The organism is Leucobacter sp. cx-328 (assembly GCF_014530035.1).
Classification (GTDB): domain Bacteria; phylum Actinomycetota; class Actinomycetes; order Actinomycetales; family Microbacteriaceae; genus Leucobacter.
In genome coordinates this window covers 168,134-188,350 of record NZ_JACVMX010000004.1, presented here as the reverse complement: position 1 = coordinate 188,350, position 20,217 = coordinate 168,134, and the positions used below count along the sequence as shown (strand labels likewise).

Here is a 20,217-nt window from a genome sequence, read left to right as displayed (position 1 = left end):
ATCCGCGCAGTCACCCTTCGCCATAGATATGTAATCTGCCCTCAATATGCTGTTTTCGGCCCAAACTGCCAGATCTTTGGCCGATCGCATATCTACGGCAAGTAGCAAGTAGCAAGTAGCACGTAGCAAGTAGCAAGCGGCAAGCGGCAAAGCCCGGCGCCGCCGAACGTCCATAACCGGGGGCGCGGATCATTCACCCAGGCCCGCCGAACCCCTCTCAGTAAACCAACATCTGATGATTGAGAAATGTGGCGTACACTGGAGGCGTGAGTTGGGGTGTTTTTCCTGGTGAGCCAGAAAACGAGGTCGGGTCTGGCGATGAGTCAGGCGACTTCATTTTCGTGTGCCCAACGAACCTCGAGTGCGTGCTCGCGGTTGGTGACGTCGAAGATGTTCCTGCGCTGCGCGACTGGGCGTCAATGCTCCCACGCAAGACCTATGGCCGAGTCATCGTCGAGGTTGAGTCGCCGGTGCAGATCGAACCATTCGAGCGGGGACTCTTCCCCGCAGGCGTGAGTGTCACCTGGGTGGTCCGCGCAACGAATGCCGCGCGCCCCGGCGCCACCGCTGTCCGTGCAGCTGACGGCTGGCTGGATGAGTGGCTGCGTGGTGACCCGATGAGCGGTCGCTATGTGCAGCTGTGGCCTGGCCTGGGTGGCAACGAGTGGGCGACCAGTGAGCTGCGTCGCATCGCTGACGAACTTGCTGAGACGTTCGCGGCCGCGACCGCGTTCCGCGGCGAACTCAACGACTAGCTCGCGCCGTCTCACCACGCACGCACTAACTCGCCCGCACTAACTCGCCCGCAAACGCAAAGGTGGGCGACGCGGAAAGATCCGCGCCACCCACCCGGGTTCCCTGACTCGTTAGTCAGACGAAATTAGTTCGCAATGTGCGAATTGAGGAACCAGCGATCCTTGTCGAGCTGCTGTGCGAGCGCGATGACGATGTCCTGGCTCGGAGCGTCGACGTCGGCAAGGCCGTCGATCGCCGCGTAGACCGTCGCGATTGCTGCGTCGAGCGAAGCGACCATTTCGGTGACCGTGGTCTCGGAGTTCTGGAAGCCGGCGCTCAGCTCAGGAAGGCTGTTGCCAGCGGCGACCGAACCGATGCGAGCATCGAGCGGAAGGCCGAGTGCGACGATGCGCTCTGCGACCTCGTCGGCACCGTCCTGTGCGTGGGTGACCACGTCATCGAGGAACTCGTGTACGCCGATGAAGTTTGCGCCGCGCACGTGCCAGTGCGCCTGCTTGCCGTTGACTGCGAGTGCAACGAGATCGTTCACGACCGGCGCGAGGTAGCGAGCTACGCCTGCGGGGCGATCGAGGTCTCCCTGCGAGACTACGACTGAAGTTTTCTGAGTAGCGACCATGATGTGTCTATACCTTTCGTCTCACGTTTGATTTGAACTGTTAAAAAGTACGATACTCCGATTTTGGCGTAATGCAAGCAAGGTTAGGCAACCCTAAATCCCAGTCCAGCGATCGTTTTAGTCGTCAAATGGAAGCTCGGAAAGCACCTCCATGCCACCACTCGGGTCGAGCTGAATGACCGTGTCGACGCGGATCCGATCCAGGAAGGAATAGTCGTGACTCACGACGAGGAGTGCGCCTCGATACGCGTCAAGCGCCTCGGCGAGCTGCTCGACACTGGCAATATCGAGGTTGTTCGTCGGCTCGTCGAGCACGAGGAGTTGGGCTGGCGGATCCGCGAACAACAGCCGCGCAAGCGCCACCCGAAAGCGCTCGCCACCCGACAGCGTTCCCACGGGGCGATCGACGCCCGGACCGCGCAGCAGCAGACGCGCGAGATGATTGCGGATCGTTCCCAGCGGAGTCTCCGGAGCCACCGCACGAACGTTCTCGAGCGCACTCGCGGAGTCGTCGAGGCTGTCGAGTCGTTGCGGGAGGAACCCCACGTGTTCGGTGAGGAGTCGACCGTGGGCGCGACCCGGAGTCGCCTCACTGCCCGCGAGCAGCTGCGCGATGAGCGTCGACTTGCCAGACCCGTTCGGCCCAATGAGCGCGACCCGCTCCGGCCCTTGAATGACCACATTCCGCGAGCCATCCGTCAGCTCCGCAATTCGGCGCCCGCGCGGCACGTTCGGGTCGGGCAGCTCAAGCGAGATGTGCGCGGTCTCGCGCACGCGGGCATCCGCGGCGTCAACCGCGGCTTGTGCGGCTTCGACCTTGGCGTCGAGCGTGGTGCGCATCGATCCGGCGGATCCCTGGGCACGGCTCGCCAGATTCCCGGCCACGATCTTGGGAATGCCGCCGTCCTTCTGCGCCTTCTTCGCTGTGCGCTCGCGGCGGGCGAGCTTGGTTTCTGCCTCGACGCGCTGCCGCTTCTCGCTCTTCAGCGCTTGCTGCGCGGTGCGAGCGGCCTGCCGCGCTGCGGTCTGCAGCTGGTCTTGGTTCGCACGCCATTCGCTGTACGGGCCGCCGAACGTCTCGAGGCGTCCGGCGTGCAGCTCGGCGGTGTGATCCATATGTTCGAGCAGTTCGAGGTCGTGGCTCACCACGATGAGCGTGCCTGGCCAGCCGTCGACGAGCTTCGTCAGGGTTGCGCGCGTATCGCGGTCGAGATTGTTGGTCGGCTCGTCGAGCAGCGTGATGGGGGTGCGGCGCAGCCGGAGCCCGGTGATGGCAATGAGCATGCTCTCGCCGCCAGAGAGTTCGGCGACGCTGCGTTCGAGATCCGCCCCCGAAAATCCGATGTTCGTGAGCGCCTCGTCAGCGCGCGACTCAATGTCCCAATCGTCACCAATCCGGTCGAAGTACCGCTGCTGAATATCACCGGCTTCGATCGCACGCATCGCGTTGAGCGTTGGGCGAATACCGAGCAGATCGGCGATCGTTGCGTCGGCCTGCAGCGTGAGGTTCTGCGGCAGGTATCCGATGTCACCCTGGGCGCGGATCTTGCCAGAGGTCGCTTTGAGCTTGCCCGCGATGAGGCGAAGCAGCGTCGACTTGCCTGCACCGTTACTTCCGATGAGGCCGGTCTTGCCCGGATTGAACGTGCCGTTGAGCTGTTCGAGCGCGACCTTGCCATCTGGCCAGGCAAACGTGAGATTGTGCAGTGAAACTGCGGGATGCATAGACATGTAAGCACCGTCTTTCTGCCCGCGTGGTCGCCACAGTGCAGTGACAATGCGGCGACCACGGGGCGTGCTGTGCACGGCGGAATCAACGCTCGAACGACGAGCGGATTCACGGAGTGCGGGGAAGAGGGGGAATCGTTTGCTGAGACGCAAAAATGGCGCGCAAACGAGAGGCCGCCTACAACCGGCGGCTAGGCCCGGATATCTACCTCAATCAGCTCCATAAATCCCAAGTTTACCAGTCAGCAGCTACGCGAGCGACTTCTCCCAGGCAGCGTGCAGGTCTGCGAAGCGGCCGCACTGCGCGACGAGTGCAGCGGGGGAGCCGTCTTCCACCACGACACCGTGTTCCATGACGAGCACGCGGTCAGCGATCGCGACGGTGGAGAGCCGGTGCGCGATGATGATTGCGGTGCGGTCGGCGAGGAGGCGTTGCAAGGCATCCTGCACGAGGCGCTCGCTCGGGAGGTCGAGCGATGCGGTGGCTTCGTCGAGGATAAGCACGGCTGGATCCGCCAAAAACGCGCGCGCGAAGGAGACAAGCTGCCGCTGGCCAGCCGAGACCCTGCCACCGCGCTTGTTCACGTCGGTGTCGTAGCCGTCGGGCAGCGACTGGATGAACTCATCGGCGCCCACGGCCTTCGCGGCATCACGAATTTCCGCGCGCGATGCATCGGGCTTGCCGAGGGCGATGTTCTCGGCGATGGTTCCGCTGAAGAGGTATGCCTCCTGCGTGACCATCACGATGGCGCGGCGCATGTCGGCAGTGTCGAGTTCGCGCAGCGAGACGTCGTCGAGCGACACCGTTCCCTCGGTGGGGTCATAGAACCGGGCAATGAGCTTCGCGAGCGTCGACTTGCCAGCACCGGTGGTACCCACAAGCGCGATCGTTTGGCCAGCTGGAATATCGAGCGTGCAGCGATCGAGGACGACCTTGGGGTCATCCGCGCCGCCGTACCGGAAGGTCACGTTGTCGAATCGCAGCGAGCCGCGTGCCGCCGGGAGGGCGACGGGGCGCTCGGGGTCTTGCACCGTTGGCTCCTCTTCCAGTACGCCCGAGACCTTCTCGAGTGCGGCGACTGCCGACTGGTACGAGTTCAGGAACATCGCGACGTCTTCGAGCGGGCCAAAGAAGTTGCGCACGTGCAGGAGCGCGGCGAGCAGCACGCCCACTGCGAGCGCGTTGTCGGTCACGCGGAACGCGCCCCACAGCAGCACCGCAGCGATGGTGATGTTGCCGAGCAGCACGAGGCCGGGATCAAGGACACCGAACAGGTTCACCACGCGCAGGTTTGCACGCCGGTAGTCATCAGAGACCTTCGCGAACGCGCGGTCGTTCCGCTTCTCACGCCGGAACGCTTGCACCGCACGAATACCGGTCATCGTCTCCACGAACTGCACGATGAGCCGTGCGCTCACGGTGCGGGTCGCGCGGAACCCCTTCTGGGACTCAATGACGAACCACCACATGAGGATGCCAAGGGGCAGCCCCATTGCGACGAGGACGAGGCCAGACCGCCAATCCAGCAGGAAGAGAGCGATGAGCGTAAACGATCCGAGCAGCACAGCGTCGATGAGCTCCGAGAGGGAGCCATCGAGCAGCTCCTGGATCGACTCCAGGTCGCTCGTCTGCCGAGAGATGATGCGGCCAGAGGTGTAGCCCTCGTGGAATTCGAGGCTCAGGCGCTGCGTGTGCCGGAAGATGCGGGTGCGCAGCTCAAGCATCACGGCCTGGGTGAGGCGTGCGATGAGCACGACGTACCAGCCGACGAGCGCGGCACCGCCACCACCGACCACGAGGTAGGTGAGGGAGATGCCGATTGCCGGACCCCAGTCACCCTGCGAGACGGCGCGGGGCAGCGCCTCGTCGATGCCGTAGGCAATGAGCGACGGGCCCATTGCGCGCAGTACCGCAGAGAGCACGACCACGACGGCGGTGAGCACGATGAGCTTCTTGCGGGGCTTGAGCAGCGACCCGAGCAGCCGGAGTGAGCGGCGCCTGATGGCGCGACTCTCCTCGCGGGTGTAGTTGGAGCGGTCTTCGCCGCGGGTTCCGCGGATTGATTCGGGGCTCATCGCGCCACCTCCTCTGCAGTGTCGGTATCGGGTTCAAGCGACGAAATCAGGTGTCGGTAGTGTTCGTTGCTCGCGAGCAGCTGGCTGTGCGTGCCGACCGCTATGACGTGGCCTGCCTGCATGACGGCGACGCGATCCGCCATCGAGACCGTGGACGGTCGGTGCGCAACGATGAGTGCGGTCGTGGTGGCAAGCACCCGACGCAGCGCCGCCTCGACCTGCGCCTCGGTGTCGACATCGAGTGCAGACAGCGGATCGTCAAGCACAAGCACATCAGGCTTCGCGGCGACGACGCGGGCGAGTGCGAGGCGCTGGCGCTGACCGCCGGACAGGCTCATGCCTTCCTCGCCGACCTCGGTGTCGAGGCCCTCAGGGAGATCGTACGCGAACCCGGCCTGGGCTACCCCGAGCGCCTCACTGAGTACAGCCTCGGCTTCCTCGCTCGCGGGGTCGAGATCCTCGCGGCCGAGCAGCACGTTGTCGCGCACGCTCGCCGAGAATAGGATCGGGTCTTCGAATGCGATGCCGATGCGGCGCCGCAGCTCCTCAAGCGTGAGGTTGCGCACGTCAACGCCGTCGAGCTCGACCGCGCCGGCGGTCACATCGTAGAGCCTGGTCGGCAGCGCGGTGAGCGTCGTCTTTCCAGAACCGGTCGCGCCGACGAGCGCCATGGTCTCGCCGGGCTGCAGTACGAGGTCGAGCCCGTTGATGAGGTCACGCTCGTGCTCGCGGGCATCGCCGAAGCGGAAGTGCACACCACGGAACGCGAGCTCACCGCGCGGATGCTCGATGGTCTGGGGATGTTCGGGATCCGCGATCGTAATCGGGGCATCAAACACCTCGAAGACGCGATCGGTCGCGGTGCGGGCATCGATCATGAAGGAGAACAGGAAGCCGAGCGAATTCATCGGCCAGCGCACCGCAGCAGCGAGCGCGAAGAAGCCGAAGAGCTCGCCAACGCTCAGCTCACCGCGGCTCGCGAGCACGATGCCGGTGAACAGGCACGCGCCGAGCGCGAGGAACGGCACGAGGTCGTACCAGAACCAGATGAGGCCGACTTCGCGGGCTTTGCGCAGCTCGGTTCCGCGTAGCGTTTCAGCGCGCTCCCGGAACTTCGCGAGCGAGTGCGCACCGCGGCCGAATGCCTTGAGCACGCGGATGCCGTGCACACTCTCCTCAACCGCGGTCGCGAGATCGCCAGACTGATCCTGGCTCATGCGTGACAGTACGCCGTACTTCTGCTCGAAGCGGTAGGCCACGATCCAGATCGGCAGCGAGCAGATGAAGAAGACGGTGCCGAGCGCCCAATGCCAGCGGAACAGCAAGCCAATGCCAACGAGCATCGTCAGCACGTTCACGACGAGCATGATGAGGCCGAAGGTGAGCCAGCGCCGAATGAGCCCGATGTCTTGCATCATGCGGCTGAGGAGCTGACCCGATTGCCACCGATCGTGGAATGCGACGGGCAGGCGCTGCAAGCGCTCATAGAACGTTTGGCGGATCGAGAACTCCACCTCGGTCATCGGGCGCAGCACGAACCGGCGACGCAAGAAGATGAAGAGAGCTTCGAGGATTCCGAGGCCGAGCACGGCAGCCACACCCCACACGATGGCGGTTTGGTCGCCGGAGACGAGCGGGCCATCGACGACGGCCTGCAGCACAAGCGGAATCGCGAGGCTCGCCACGGAACCCAGCAAAGCGACCAGGAAGCCCGCCAGAAGCCACCACTTTGTGGGCGCAACGAAGGGGAGAAGCCGAGCAAGCGCGCGCGGCAGAGACAGTGAAACTGTAGATGAAGAAGACATGATCCCTAATGAGAAGAAGGTGCGCACCTAGGCGCGGAAGCTGTGGGAAAGAGAGAGGGCCTGGAACGGCCGAGGTCTAATTTCCGGACAGAGCTGTGCCCGGAAGAACAGCGGTAAATGCGATTGTGCGAATCATGGCTGCTCCTTTCCGGGTCGTAGAGGGTTAAGTCTGAGAAATACCCTAGCGGCTTCTTTGCGCGGGACACAAGGGTTGGTTTCACCAACTCGCCTCGCTAGGCTTCCCGCATGACAAATTCTGCCGTTCCGAGCGATCTCGCCGGCGCCCCAACCGAGCCCGTGGCGGTGCCCGTCGCCGTGACCGCAGTGCTCGGCGCACACGGACTCGGTGCGGCTGCGCTCGCCGCCGTCTGGCAGAACGGCACCGGCGGACTCACCTTCTCTGCGGCCACGGGCGGCCCCGGCGCGGAACCCGAATACTTCGTGAAGTGGAACCCCGGCGGATCAGGGGAGTCCCTCGCCGACGAAGCTAAACGCCTCGTCTGGCTGTCAGCACGCCACCCGGCGCCCGCCGTCGTCGGGCTCGCGAACTGGGCCGTCGCTGGCGAGGGCGACGAGCCGCCCCGCTATGACGAGGTGCTGATTACGCGCGCACTCCCCGGTGAATCGGCAGTGAGCGAGCGGTGGAAGGCCGACCCCGCGACGGCGCTCCGCGCGCTCGGCACTGGCATGCGCCGCCTGCACGAGCTGCCCGTCGACGATTGCCCGTTCGACTGGGGTGTTGCCGAGCGTACGCGCATCGCGGGGATCGCTGCGGGGACGCTCGCGGATCCGCCACCCATCGACAAGCTCGTCGTGTGCCAGGGCGATCCGTGCGCGCCCAACACGCTCATCTCCCGCGATGGTGACTTCCTCGCACACGTCGATCTCGCGCGCCTCGGTGTCGCGGATCGGTGGGCGGATCTCGCCATCATCACCGTCTCGCTCGGCTGGAACTACACAAACTATGACGAGCGAGACTTCTGGGATGCGTATGGCATCGAGCCGGACGCGGAGCGGATCGCGTACTACCGGGCGCTGTGGGACGCGGAGTAGTTGGGTGCTTGCGCCGCTTGCGCTGCGTGCGCCGTGGGCGGGTGCTGTGTCGGCGCCGGAAGTAGCCGGAGTGCCCGTGGTCAGAGCGGCCCGAAATCTGTACTAGGATAGAAGAGTTGTTTCAACAACAACGGGCTGTGGCGCAGTTTGGTAGCGCACTTGACTGGGGGTCAAGGGGTCGCAGGTTCAAATCCTGTCAGCCCGACCACTGTGCTCTTTAATCAGAAACAAGGGCATAAGAAATCGGAAATTGATCCACATTGATCCGGGAAAGCCCGCTAGAAATGGCGGGCTTTTTTGATTTCTCGATCTTTTGCCCGCTAGCTCCTCGGCGAGCGCGCGAAAGTGAAAGTGTCCTTCCGTGACCAGGTGGAGTTGTACACCCTGCGAGACCGTTCGAGACCATGATTCGAGTGCTTTCTGGCGGCGCGTACAGCAGAGTATTCGAGGAAATCGCTCCCCGTGACATAGACAAACTGGTGCTCCCATACCTCTACGAAGGAACACTGAGCATTTACGACCCAAGATTCCCTGAAACGCAGCTGACGGCGCACATCATGGCCTTGATCATTCGTGACACAGAGGTACATGACTTTTGGCGCGGAACTTTGGCGTTGCCCCGAATTACTGAAGTCGTAGATCGGCTGGCGAGCCAGGAGCAGCGATTGCACGAATACTTCGACGCCTTCTCATGCTGCCGCCTGTTCAGCGGGTGATCTTCCGTGGGATGGTTGCCGTGAGAAATTGGGAACAGTACTTCACGAAAACACCCGATCATGTCATAATAAGCCGCAATATGAGGCAGCTGACCGGATCGCTTCATTCTTGTGCCGCATAGCCTCTAACGCAAAGTCTCCGGTGGGCCGAGGCGGCCATTGTCGTTGGTCCGCGGTACGGTGAAATGATGAGAGGTATAAACGAATAGCGCCCCTGTGGCGTAGGAGACTGCATCACATGGCGGAGACATCACCCAAGACAAAACTCACCGATCACCAGGCTAAGTATTTTGCGCATGAACTACAGCGCAGCTATGCAAATGATCACGTTGGCAAGCTCGCTGGTCTGCTGTTTGATGCCCAAGTGGAGCCAAAGCCGCATCAAATCGATGCTGCGCTATTCGCACTACAGACCCCTTTCTTGCCCGGTGTGATCCTGGCTGATGAAGTCGGCCTCGGCAAGACGATCGAGGCTGGCATCGTCATCAGTCAATACTGGGCAGAGCGTAAGCGTCGAGTCCTGATTATTGCTCCCTCTAGTCTTCGCCAGCAGTGGCAGCAAGAGCTGTATGAAAAGTTCCTAATCCCTTCGGCACTTCTCGATTCGAAGTCACGCGATCGACTGCTACAAGCTCAAGACACTCAAAAAGCTCAGGTTCTGATCTGCTCGTATGAGTTTGTGCTGCGTCATGAGGCTGCCCTTTCTCAGCAGTGGGATCTCATCGTCGCTGACGAGGCTCACCGGCTCCGCAACTTCTGGAATGGTGACCGGGCGAAGATGCCTTCTGCCGTAGCGAGAGTGGTTCGGAACGCAAACAAGACAGTGCTGCTGACGGCGACACCGTTACAGAACCGGCTCGATGAACTGTACGGGCTGGTGTCGGTGTTTGATCCGACGTATTTCCACTCGCTTGACGCATTCCGAGAGCGATATATTAAGAACCGTGACGCGTTCGGCGACGATGACCTCGTTGATCGTGTTGCAACAGTTTCAAAGCGCACGCTTCGACGTGACGCCGAGAGATACATTCGTTTCACCAAGCGCTCACCTTTGACTGTTGAGTTCACCCCTTCACCTGAAGAAGTGCGCCTATATGACCTGGTGAACGACTATTTGCAACGGGACGAGCTGTTTGCATTTGCGGGGAGCCAGAGGCATCTATCAGCCCTAATTATTCGAAAACGTCTCGGGTCCTCCACGTATGCAGTAGCAGGCACCCTGGAGAACATCGCGAACAGGCTCGCGGATGAACTCGCTGAGGGTCGCAGGCGTGACGGGCGCGGATCTTTGTTTATCGACGGCGACTTGACAAGCGAAGAGTTTGAAGAGATCGATGAAACTGCTGACACCCCGACTGACTTTGCAGACAAGAGCCTCCACCAACGCGTCAAGGCTGAGGTGCAGGAGCTTCGCGAGTATGCGGCACTAGCGCGTTCAATCACGGTCAACCAGAAGGCGGTAAAGCTTGGTGAGGCGCTTGATCAAGGTTTTGAACGTCTCCGTGAGATTGGTGCACCCGAGAAAGCAATCATCTTCACTGATTCAACGAAGACGCAGGAATACATCGCGCGCACCCTTCAAGACGCTGGCCGCGGTGAAGGCCTCGTCCTCTTCAACGGCACAAACAACAGTCCAGAAGCCACACGCATCTACCAAGATTGGCTTGCGCGCAACAAGGACAGCGACCTAATCACGGGCATCCCTGCAGCGGATAGACGTAAGGCCCTTGTCGATGAGTTCCGTGACCGGGGCACGATCATGATCGCAACAGAGGCTGCCGCTGAGGGAATTAACCTGCAGTTTTGTTCAATGCTTGTGAACTACGACTTGCCATGGAACCCGCAGCGTGTGGAACAGCGTATTGGACGAGTGCACCGGTTTGGGCAGAAGCACAACGTGATCGTTGTGAACTTCTCGAACAAAGGCAACGTCGCCGAGCAGCGCATTTTGGAACTCCTCACAGAGAAGTTCCATCTCTTCGAGAGCGTCTTTGGGGCATCCGACCAGGTTCTCGGGTCGATTGAAGATGGCCTCGATTTCGAGAAGAACATCTCTGCGATTCTGAATGGCTGTAAGACTGCCGCTGAGATCGATACTGCATTCGCAAAGCTTGAGGCTCAGTACTCAGAAGAGATCAGCCAGGAAATGGCACAGGCCAAGTCAAAGGTGTTTGACAACCTAGATCCGAATGTTCAGGATCGCTTGAAGTCTTACGACGCGCAGTCGGGTGAGGTTCTGAATAAGTTCGAACGGTTACTCCTGTCGATTACTCAGCATGAACTTAAAGACGATGCAACATTTGAAGAAGATCCGCGACACTTCACGTTGCATTGCTCGCCTGTGCCAGAGGCGAAGGAGGGTCCCTACTTCTTCAAATCACAACCTCTAGAAAATGCTCACCAGTATCGCTATTCAAGTCCGCTTGCTGTTCATGTAGTTGAAGGAGCGAAGTCACGAGTTACCCCAGCGCGTGAACTGACGTTCAGTATTTCTGCATCAGATCGTGCAGGTGCCGCCGTGAAGCAACTTGAGGGTAAGAACGGCGAACTGACGGTCAGCCTGGTGACTTTTAGTATGCAAGCAAAGAACGATGACATCTCTGAGTCGTACATGCTCGCTGGCGGCTTTGCCGATGGTGCTGGTGGCGAGTGGATGGACGCGGAACTTGTCAATGATTTGCTCGAGCTCACTGCTGTCGAGGTCGGCCAGCACGATGTTGCTATCGATGAGGCGCGGTTCGCCGATCGACTCGCTCTCCAGCGGGCAGAGTATGAGCGTGAGGTTCAGGGCCGTAACGCCAAGTACTACAACCAGCAGGAAGAAATCCTCGACCGGAATATCAAAGATCGACGCGCCGAGTTTGAAGCAAAAGTGCGCGAGTACCGCAGTAAAGAAAAGGAAGCCCGCAAGGCCGCCAGGGGTGCAGATGATCCGATGGAGCAGCTGCGCATGAAAAAGGAAGCCGCCAAGTGGGATCGCAAGGCTGATGACGCCGAGGACGATTACCGGTTTGAGAAACGCAAGATGCGTGACGAAGCAGACGACATTCTCGAGCTAATCTCTCAGGCTCTGACTGGCACACAGAATACAGAACATCTGTTTTCGATCCGTTGGCGAGTAGTCGCCTGACGCTGGAACCTGTTCACAGAAGACTTAAAAAATGTTACAAGTAGAGGAAATGAATATGCACGACGACGATATCCGCGAGACACCATCAACAACACCGAACTTCCGCACTGAGCTGGCAGCGCAGCTGGCTGAATTAGTACCCGAAGCGATCGCTGATGGCAAAGTGGATGTCGCGAAGCTGCAGGAACTTCTTGACGGTGACGCAGCCGAGGGCAATGAGCGATTTGGCTTGTTCTGGCCGGGTAAGAAACGAGCGCTTCGTGTAGCGCAGGAGCAGACCACCGCTACCTTGAAGCCTGATTTCGAGACCTCGAAAGACTGGGACAAGACTCAGAACGTGTTCATCGAGGGCGACAACCTCGAGGTACTAAAGATCTTGCAGCGGCACTACCACGGCAAGATCAAGATGATCTACATCGACCCTCCTTACAACACTGGTAAGGACTTCGTTTACAACGACAACTTCACCGGCGGTGTTCAGCATTACCTTGAGTGGACGCAGCAGGTCAGCGGGGATGGCAAGAAGCTCTCGAGTAACTCTGAATCAGAGGGGCGCTATCACTCGAACTGGCTCAACATGATGTACCCGCGTCTGAAGCTTGCGCGAAACCTACTGACTGATGACGGCGTCATGTTTATCTCCATCGATGGTAATGAGGTCGCAAACCTTCGAAAGCTTTGTGTTGAAGTTTTCGGTGAGCACAATTTCGTTGGCGAACTAGTTTGGGTCAAGAAAGAGAAGGCTTCAGGTGTTCCTCCGAAAAACATGCTTCTACCCAACTTTGAGTACCTAATGGTGCTTCAGCGCAGGAAGCCCTTCCGCTTCAAGGGGCAGGAGCGAAGCCTTGCCAGCTATAAACAAGATGCGGACGGTCGTTGGTGGCGCACGATGCCGATACAAGCTACTGGAGCGCAGAATAGTTGGTTTAGCATTATCAACCCAGTGAACGGTAAGTCCTATTACGGCAACTGGGCGTTCTCGGAAGACCGGATCAAGCAGATGGTGGAAGACGGAAAAATCCGCTTCCCGAAAAATGATGATGGAAAGCCTGTCCAAGTTGTGTATGCGGATGAAATGGCAAATGATCGCTCACCGCTATTCTCGAATCTTGGGCGATTCGATAGTGAGACTTCAACCAAACAGTTGATTCGACTCTTTGGCGGGAAGAAGTACTTTGACTTCCCGAAGCCGCTCGACCTGATCAAGTTTCTAGTCTCGCAGGCAACCGATGACAACGATATTGTGTTGGACTTCTTTTCTGGTTCCGCCACAACTGCACATGCCATTATGGAAGTAAACCGGGAAGACGGCGGTGCTCGACGATATATTCAAGTTCAACTGCCCGAACCACTCGACGGTGGGAGCGAAGCTGCGAAGGCAGGCTACAAAACGATTCCGGATATTTCGCGACTGCGAATCGACCTTGCAGCAGCAGAGATTCAGTCGGACAACCAAAATCTGCTGGTGAAGGGACACCCCGTGGATACGGGATACCGCTCATTCAGATTGGTTGACAGTAACTTCTCCAAATGGCGAGTCTCGAGTGAGATTGAGCCTGATGCTTTGGAGCAAAGACTTCTCGGTCTCCGTGACAGTGCTGACGACAACGCCACACCAGATGACCTCTTCACCGAGATCCTTCTAAAGCAGGGCTTCTCGCTCACCGAGCAGATCAGTCCGTTCGAGGTTGCTGGCCTCGAAATGCGTGCAGTTCTTCAGGCAGATGGGGACATTGCTGTGCTCGCCTATCTAGACGAGCACAGGAAGCCGACGCTAGATCAGCTCCGAGCGATGGTCGATGAAATCCATGGTGGAAAGATCATCGTGCTCGAAGACGCGTTCCATGGCGATGACGAACTGAAGACCAACCTCGCCCAACTCTGTAAGAGTAACGGCATTGAGCTATGGACTGCGTAGGCGAGGCACCCATGAAGTTTAGATTTGACGACAAACAACCATTTCAACTCGATGCAATTTCAGCAGTCGTAGACCTCTTTGACGGTCAGCCGAAGGACGCTGAGAAACTTGAGATCGCCTTACGGGGCAAGATTAGTCTTCCCGAGAGTGACACATCAGGTCAAGCTGCATTCGATATTGACCCCTCGGAACTAGCGCAAGAGGTTGGCGCAGTCGGCAATAACCTGATCGTTGAACGCGACACGGTCCTTGCGAATCTTCGTAAGGTACAGAATCGGAACGGCCTTGAACTCAGCGCTCGGCTTGCTGAGGAAGAGCTCGGGTTTGATATTGAGATGGAGACCGGCACGGGTAAGACCTACGTGTACCTGCGCACCATTTTTGAGTTGGCGCAGAAGTACAACTTCACCAAGTTCGTGATCTTGGTTCCGAGCGTTGCCATCCGCGAAGGTGTGAACACGAGTATCGAGCTGATGCGCGAGCACTTCCGTGGACTCTACCCGGCTCTTCCATTCGATTCCTCCGTGTACAGCGGTAAGTCTGCAGAAGAGGTGCAGTCGTTCGCGACGGCAACCAATGTGCAGATTCTAGTAATGACGATTGACTCAATTCGTGGTGATGCGAACAGCCGAATTATTCACCAGACCCGCGACAAGCTGCAGGGCTTGCGTCCGATTGACTATCTAAAGGCCACGCGGCCTGTAGTCATCATGGATGAACCACAGAACATGGAGTCGAAGCTCTCCCAGAGTGCGGTCGGTGACCTCTCGCCAACGTGCACCTTGCGTTACAGCGCGACCCACCGCAAGACACGCAACGTTGTGTACCGTCTCGACCCTGTTGATGCCCACGACAAGGGGCTTGTCAAGCAGATTGTTGTTGCTGAAGCTCGCCAGCAGGGCGCGGATGCAACCCCTTACATCAAACTTGTTGACGTGCAACGAGATCCGTGGACGGCAAAGCTCGAGCTATTGAGCCGCAAGGCAGACGGAAGCTTTGCTCGCACGGCGAAGAAGATCAAGCAAGGGCAAGACCTTGCAGGTATTGCGGCGTCTAATAATCCGATCTATGAGGGATGGCGTGTTAACGAGATCGGACTTGAGTCTCCAGATGGTTCAGGTCTTCCGTTTGTTGAACTAACGAAGCACCCGATTCTCAACCTCGGCGAAGAAATTGGCGGCAACTCTCAGGTGATCTACCGGGAGATGATCCGCGAGACGATTCGTGAACACCTCCGCAAGGAAGCGCAGATGCGTCCTCGGGGTGTCAAAGTACTGAGTCTATTCTTCATTGACAAGGTGGCTAACTTCCTTGGTGATGGTGTCAACAACGAAGATGCCAACGGCCAATACGTACAGTGGTTCGATGAGCTACTTCGCGAAGAGCGCGACCGTGTCCCAGCCTGGAGCGAGCTGCTGCCTGAAGATCCGCAGGAATATCGCAAGGCGTACTTTGCGCAGATGAAGTCTGGCAAGGGAAAAGCTGCAAAGCTGACGTTTGTCGATTCTAAAGGCGAGGGCACTACCGCGAAAGATGATGACGCTTACGACCTCATCATGAAAGATAAGGGGCGCCTGCTCAGTGAAGATACCCCGACTCGGTTTATTTTCAGCCACTCAGCGCTCCGCGAGGGCTGGGACAACCCTAATGTTTTCCAAATCTGCACCCTGCGCGAAATGGGTGGAGAAACCGAACGACGCCAGACCATCGGACGAGGACTTCGTCTCCCCGTGAACAAAGACGGTGAGCGAATTGCTGAGCCCGAAATTGCGCAGCTCACGGTGATCGCGAACGAGTCTTATGCTGAGTTCGCGAAAAGCCTCCAAGACGAGTACAAGAAAGCTGGCGTGCAGCTTGGCTTCGTCAGAAAGGGCGAGTTCGCCCAGATTCCTGTTGTTGATGGTGAGACAGAGAAGCCACTCGGGTTTGAAGCTTCAAAGCGAATCTACGAACTTCTCCAGACTGGTGGCTTCCTCGATAAAGACGGTCGGGTCACGGATCAGTTTGCGCCGACAACGCTCGGATTTGATCTTGGTCTGCCAGTCGACTTCGCATGGGCGACCGATTTCGTGATTGAGCTCGTCGATAAGTGCAAGCTTGACAAGCTCGTGAAGCCAAAGAAGCTTCGTGCCTCACGCCAACTCAATAAGGAGTTCTACTGGTCAGACGAGTTTGAAGACTTCTGGTACGCGATTAGTCGCAAGACGACCTACCGAGTCAAGGTTGATCGTGAAGACATCATTAGCACGAGCCTGGCAAAGCTGCGCGATCTGGATGAGAATCCGCGAGTTGAACCGCTGAGGATTCAGGTGACCAAAGCTGGTTTGAAGATCCAGCGCGGTGGCGCGAAGGCCGAAGAACGCGGTGTGCGCACCGCTGATCTGCGAGGCAGCTATGACCTACCTGACATCATCACCGAGCTGCAAGATGCAACGAAGCTCACCCGCCGCACTATCGTTGATATCTTGACCGGCAGCGAACGGCTCGATGAGTTCATTGGTAACCCGAATGACTTCATCACTATGGCTCGACGAGTTATTAATGCTGAGCTCGCAAAGATCATCGTTGACGGTGTTGAATATGAGCGGATCTCGGGCAGCGTCTACGAGCTACGCGAACTCCGCGAGGATAGCAAGGAAGAAGCGGATCGGTTCCTTGACCAGCTGTACAAAGTGCAGAACCAAGATAAGACTGACTTTGATTACGTGCTGTTCGACTCGGACATTGAGCGACAGTTCGCGGAGCTGCTTGACGGGCGTGAAGACGTCAAGATGTTCATGAAGCTCCCGGCTAAGTTCAAGATCGATACGCCTGTCGGGCCGTATAACCCTGACTGGGCGATCGTGAAGCATGAGGACGGCGAAGACCGCATCTACATGGTGCGTGAGACCAAGAGCACCGCAAACGCAGAGCTACTTCGTCCTACCGAGAAAGCGAAGATCAAGGCCGCACGAGCGCACTTCAAAGCACTGAATATCGATTATGCGAAGTCATCACCGGGAAGGTGGAACCTGTAAGTGAGCGAATTGGAGTCGGGGCTGCTGGAATGGGCCAGTAAGCGCGATGCGTGGCAGCAAGACCTTCTGCGGCAGTTGGCCACAGGCGTTGTCCTGGGGCAGCAGAGCCTACGTGCTTATGCTGACGCTGCCGAACGAGCAGAGATGCAGAAGATTTCGCATTTCTATGCGGTACCTGGCACGGATAAATTACAAGAATTTGAGCCACTAACTGCTGCACACCTGAACACTACGGAAGATGGTGCTGATCCAGTTCGGCTGGCGAAGATCATTCATGTTCACGGGGCAAATGGCCTGGCCGACGGGGCAGCTTTGGAACCACATCAAACAGGGCTCACAATTATTGCCGGAAAGAACGGTAGCGGGAAATCTGGCTACACGCGGATTCTGAAGCAGGTTGCAGCATGCAGGGCTTCAGAGGCCGTGCTCCCTAACGCTTTTCGTTCTACCCAAGTTCCCAGGGCAGTAGTCGAATACACCATTGGAAACGCATCCATTCAAAGCTTGACCTGGCAGGCTGCGGATGCTCAGCCCGAAGGCCCGCTTCAGCGAGTCCGCATTTTTGACACTGCGGCTGCAAACGTTCATCTCGCAGGTGCAACCGAGATCGCTTACGTTCCTGCAACTCTCCAGATACTAGCTGAGTACACTAGAGCACTGAACGAGATCCACGGTCTCATTTCTGCAGACCTGCAGTCCCTCAAACTTCAAAGTCGAAACTGGCCGGAACTGGAAATCGGTTCAGGAGCCGATCTGTTTGCGCACCTCGGGCAGGAGGCTGCATTGCAAACGCTCAAGGGCGTCAAGCCGTTATCTGCAGAAGAGCAGGAAGAGCTCGATGAGTTGCCTACAAAGGTACGAAATCTATCTTCTTCAGATCCTGCGACCCTCTCGGCCCAGGCGAGGCAACGAGCCACGCAGCTCACCGTTCTAGCTCGGAATCTCGAACTGATCTCCGCAAAGGTATCGAGCGATGCTGTTGCTGCAAGTGAGAACCTGATCGATAACCTTCAAGCTTGCAAAGCGAAGGCAGACGACGCACGCAGCCTTGTCAAAGCCGAAGGTAAGCTAACAGGAACCGGTGGAGAGGCTTGGCAGGCGCTCTGGCAAGCTGCCGAGGTGTTTTACAAGGCTGAGCACTCCCATGACCAGACGAACGCATTGGAAGATTCGGACGTTTGCCCACTTTGCCAACAAGACGTGGACGAAGAATCCAAGGCTCGGTTCACCCAGTTTGCCCAGTTTATGAGCGGAGAGGCTCAACTTGCGTGGGGCAAGGCTAAGGAGCTGAGAGAGAATGACGTCAACAGGCTAAAAGAGCTTCCTTGGGACGCAGTCAGGGCACCAGAGGTAACTGAACTCATCAGCATTTATGACGAAAATACGGCGGTCGAGCTCGCTGCCTCTCTTCACAAAGCCAATGCAATCTGCGATCGCTTGATCAGTTCGAAACGAGAAGCCGAATCATCTGGCGAATCCTCACTCGAAGCCGCTTTCACAAAGGGCATCGAGCGCATCCGAGACGCGGCAGATCTTGAAACCAAGAATGCTGACGATCTGGCTAAAACGGATACTTCAGCCGAGGCCGTCGCCAGACTGCAAGGACGCCAAGCGGAGCTGAAACTGAGAAAAGGGCTGGCTGATCATCTCGAAGGTATTGCAGCACAACATGACAGATTCGCGCGAGCTACCTGCCTCGAAGCAAGCCTGAAAGCCTGTAATACCACTTCAGCAAGCCGGAAGAACTCAGATCTTTCAGCTAGTTATGTGGGAAAAGTCTGTGAGGGGTTCACCGCAGAATCAAAAAAGCTGGGCCTCGACCGAGTGCCAGTGGAACTGGTTTTCGACAAGTCATCCAAAGGAACCAGTTACATCCGCGTTGCACTTACAGACGCAGCTAAAGCACCTGTCCCGTCGGTTCTCAGTGAAGGTGAGCAGCGAGTAACTGCCATTGCTGGCTTCTTTGCCGATTTAACGGAGTCCGGTGATTTTTCGACCTTGATTTTCGATGATCCCGTTTCCAGTCTCGATCAAGTTTTCCGAGTCAAGGTTGCCCGGCGGCTCTTGGAAGAAGCCGAGAAGCGTCAGGTGCTCGTCTTTACTCACGACTTCTCTTTTGTGCAGTACCTCTACGAGGAAAAGCAGCTACGGGATAAAGACGCACGCACCCGTGGTGAGGGGCCCGCAAAGGACATTCACTACCTTCATATAGAACGCTCTGCTGAAGGGGCTGGGGCATTAACGTCCGCAGTTGAGTGGCGTCACGTAAGCGTGAAAGTCCGCATCGGAAGGCTCAAGGATCGCCTACAGGCCGCAGGGGCGCTGTATCGCAAGAACGCAATCAGCGAGTATGAATCTCTCGCGCGAGAAATCGTTGGCGCAATGAGAGACACCTGGGAGTTTTTTGTGGAACAGGAGCTGCTTAATGGGGTTGTTACTCGCCATGAGCGCCGAGTGCAGACTCAAAGGCTTCAGAAGCTGATCGACCTGTCCCCGGAAGATATCGCCACCGTTGATCTGGGTATGTCGATTGAATCTCGATTCATGACTGGCCACTCAGCCCCTGTGAGTGATGGCTCAGCGGCTATGACGCCGAACGACCTGGAAGAAGAGATTAAACGGTTGGAAGAGTTCAAGAGTGTCGTTAATGCGAGAAGAATGTGAATTTCGAGATGAAGACTCTTGTGACACAATTTCTCGACGAGAGATTTCTTTCAGTGGTATCCCCCCAGCTCCCAAATTGGGCTGAGGCACTGACTGCGCTGTTCTCAGTTGCGACACTTGTCGCAGTTGGCCTGGCTGCGGTACAGATCCGGCATATAAATCGGCAGATGCACCGAGAGTTCGAAATGCAATACTTGCTTCGATTCTGGACGTTAACGGATCGCCTGTCGGATAAGTTCAAGCGCAAAGGGATTCCTACGAAAGCCGATACGGCTGTGCTGAGAGAGTACTTGAATCTTTCGGATGACCAGATCGCACTACGGTCATTAGGTAGAGTCACGAATCACACTTGGGAGTACTGGCGCCACGATATTCGCACCATGTGCGCAACCGGAGCAATTCGTGAAGAGCTGTCAAAGGCTCCGGTCGCTGAGTATATGCACGTTCGCGCTCTTCTCAACAACGAGAAGTACGACCCGCTGGCCCACGGTCGAGTTTGGCGACACCTCCGAGGTCTTTGACCGCCCGTCACATGGTGAGGTATTTTCGGATCGTCTTGTGATTCCGCCCTACTCGCCTGGCGATAGTTTTGAAACCATGACCCTCTGCATGGAGTTCCTGCCATCAAAGGATCTCGTCGTTAACCGGCACTGCAACTCGTGAGCGGACTCCGGCCCCCGCGAGGTGCTTCATAATCGTGCCGCGATTTTGGCCGTACTTGTCGGCAAGTTCGTAGGC

At 57.8% G+C, this 20,217-nt stretch carries 10 protein-coding genes, 1 tRNA gene and 1 pseudogene; 7 read left to right on the top strand and 5 right to left on the bottom strand.

Annotation, left to right across the window (positions count from 1 at the left end):
- Positions 1 to 266: 266 nt before the first annotated feature.
- A complete protein-coding gene (locus ICL81_RS07575; RefSeq protein WP_188034297.1) occupies positions 267 to 755 on the top strand; it encodes an SIP domain-containing protein in 489 nt (162 codons plus the stop codon).
- A 125-nt stretch (positions 756 to 880) separates the two neighbouring features.
- Here ICL81_RS07575 and ICL81_RS07570 read toward each other — a convergent pair whose 3' ends face one another.
- The 4 genes from ICL81_RS07570 to ICL81_RS07555 form a co-directional block, all read right to left on the bottom strand.
- Positions 881 to 1,372 (bottom strand): Dps family protein, encoded by a 492-nt coding sequence (locus ICL81_RS07570; protein WP_188034296.1) that lies wholly within the window; start codon positions 1,370 to 1,372, stop codon positions 881 to 883.
- A 117-nt stretch (positions 1,373 to 1,489) separates the two neighbouring features.
- Positions 1,490 to 3,103, bottom strand: a complete 1,614-nt coding sequence (locus tag ICL81_RS07565; RefSeq protein WP_188034295.1) for an ABC-F family ATP-binding cassette domain-containing protein — start codon at positions 3,101 to 3,103, stop codon at positions 1,490 to 1,492.
- A gap of 246 nt (positions 3,104 to 3,349) precedes the next feature.
- Positions 3,350 to 5,176, bottom strand: a complete 1,827-nt coding sequence (locus ICL81_RS07560; RefSeq protein WP_188034294.1) for an ABC transporter ATP-binding protein — start codon at positions 5,174 to 5,176, stop codon at positions 3,350 to 3,352.
- Complete coding sequence (locus tag ICL81_RS07555; RefSeq protein WP_188034293.1) at positions 5,173 to 6,981, bottom strand: ABC transporter ATP-binding protein; 1,809 nt, start codon at positions 6,979 to 6,981, stop codon at positions 5,173 to 5,175. Before ICL81_RS07555 ends, ICL81_RS07560 begins: the two co-directional genes overlap by 4 nt.
- Positions 6,982 to 7,227: 246 nt before the next feature.
- Between ICL81_RS07555 and ICL81_RS07550 the strand changes: the two genes are divergently transcribed.
- The 6 genes from ICL81_RS07550 (at position 7,228) to ICL81_RS07525 (ending at position 19,479) form a co-directional block, all read left to right on the top strand.
- On the top strand, positions 7,228 to 8,034 hold the full coding sequence (locus ICL81_RS07550) for an aminoglycoside 3'-phosphotransferase (RefSeq protein WP_188034292.1): 807 nt from the start codon (positions 7,228 to 7,230) through the stop codon (positions 8,032 to 8,034).
- 131 nt (positions 8,035 to 8,165) lie between these two features.
- Positions 8,166 to 8,242: transfer RNA gene (locus ICL81_RS07545), tRNA-Pro, on the top strand.
- 746 nt (positions 8,243 to 8,988) lie between these two features.
- Positions 8,989 to 11,880, top strand: a complete 2,892-nt coding sequence (locus ICL81_RS07540; RefSeq protein WP_188034291.1) for an SNF2-related protein — start codon at positions 8,989 to 8,991, stop codon at positions 11,878 to 11,880.
- Between the two features lie 49 nt (positions 11,881 to 11,929).
- Positions 11,930 to 13,798 carry a site-specific DNA-methyltransferase gene (locus ICL81_RS07535; protein WP_251381921.1) on the top strand — a complete coding sequence of 623 codons (1,869 nt, stop codon included), beginning with the start codon at positions 11,930 to 11,932 and terminating at the stop codon, positions 13,796 to 13,798.
- A gap of 11 nt (positions 13,799 to 13,809) precedes the next feature.
- The gene (locus tag ICL81_RS07530) at positions 13,810 to 16,815 is read left to right on the top strand and encodes a DEAD/DEAH box helicase family protein (protein WP_188034290.1); all 3,006 of its coding nucleotides are present in this window, start codon (positions 13,810 to 13,812) and stop codon (positions 16,813 to 16,815) included.
- On the top strand, positions 16,816 to 19,479 hold the full coding sequence (locus ICL81_RS07525) for an AAA family ATPase (RefSeq protein WP_188034289.1): 2,664 nt from the start codon (positions 16,816 to 16,818) through the stop codon (positions 19,477 to 19,479). It abuts the gene before it with no gap.
- Positions 19,480 to 20,007: 528 nt separating this feature from the next.
- On the opposite strand, the pseudogene ICL81_RS12195 reads toward ICL81_RS07525, so the two are convergent.
- Positions 20,008 to 20,088, bottom strand: a pseudogene (locus ICL81_RS12195) (hypothetical protein); the annotation flags it as partial.
- Positions 20,089 to 20,217 lie beyond the last annotated feature (129 nt).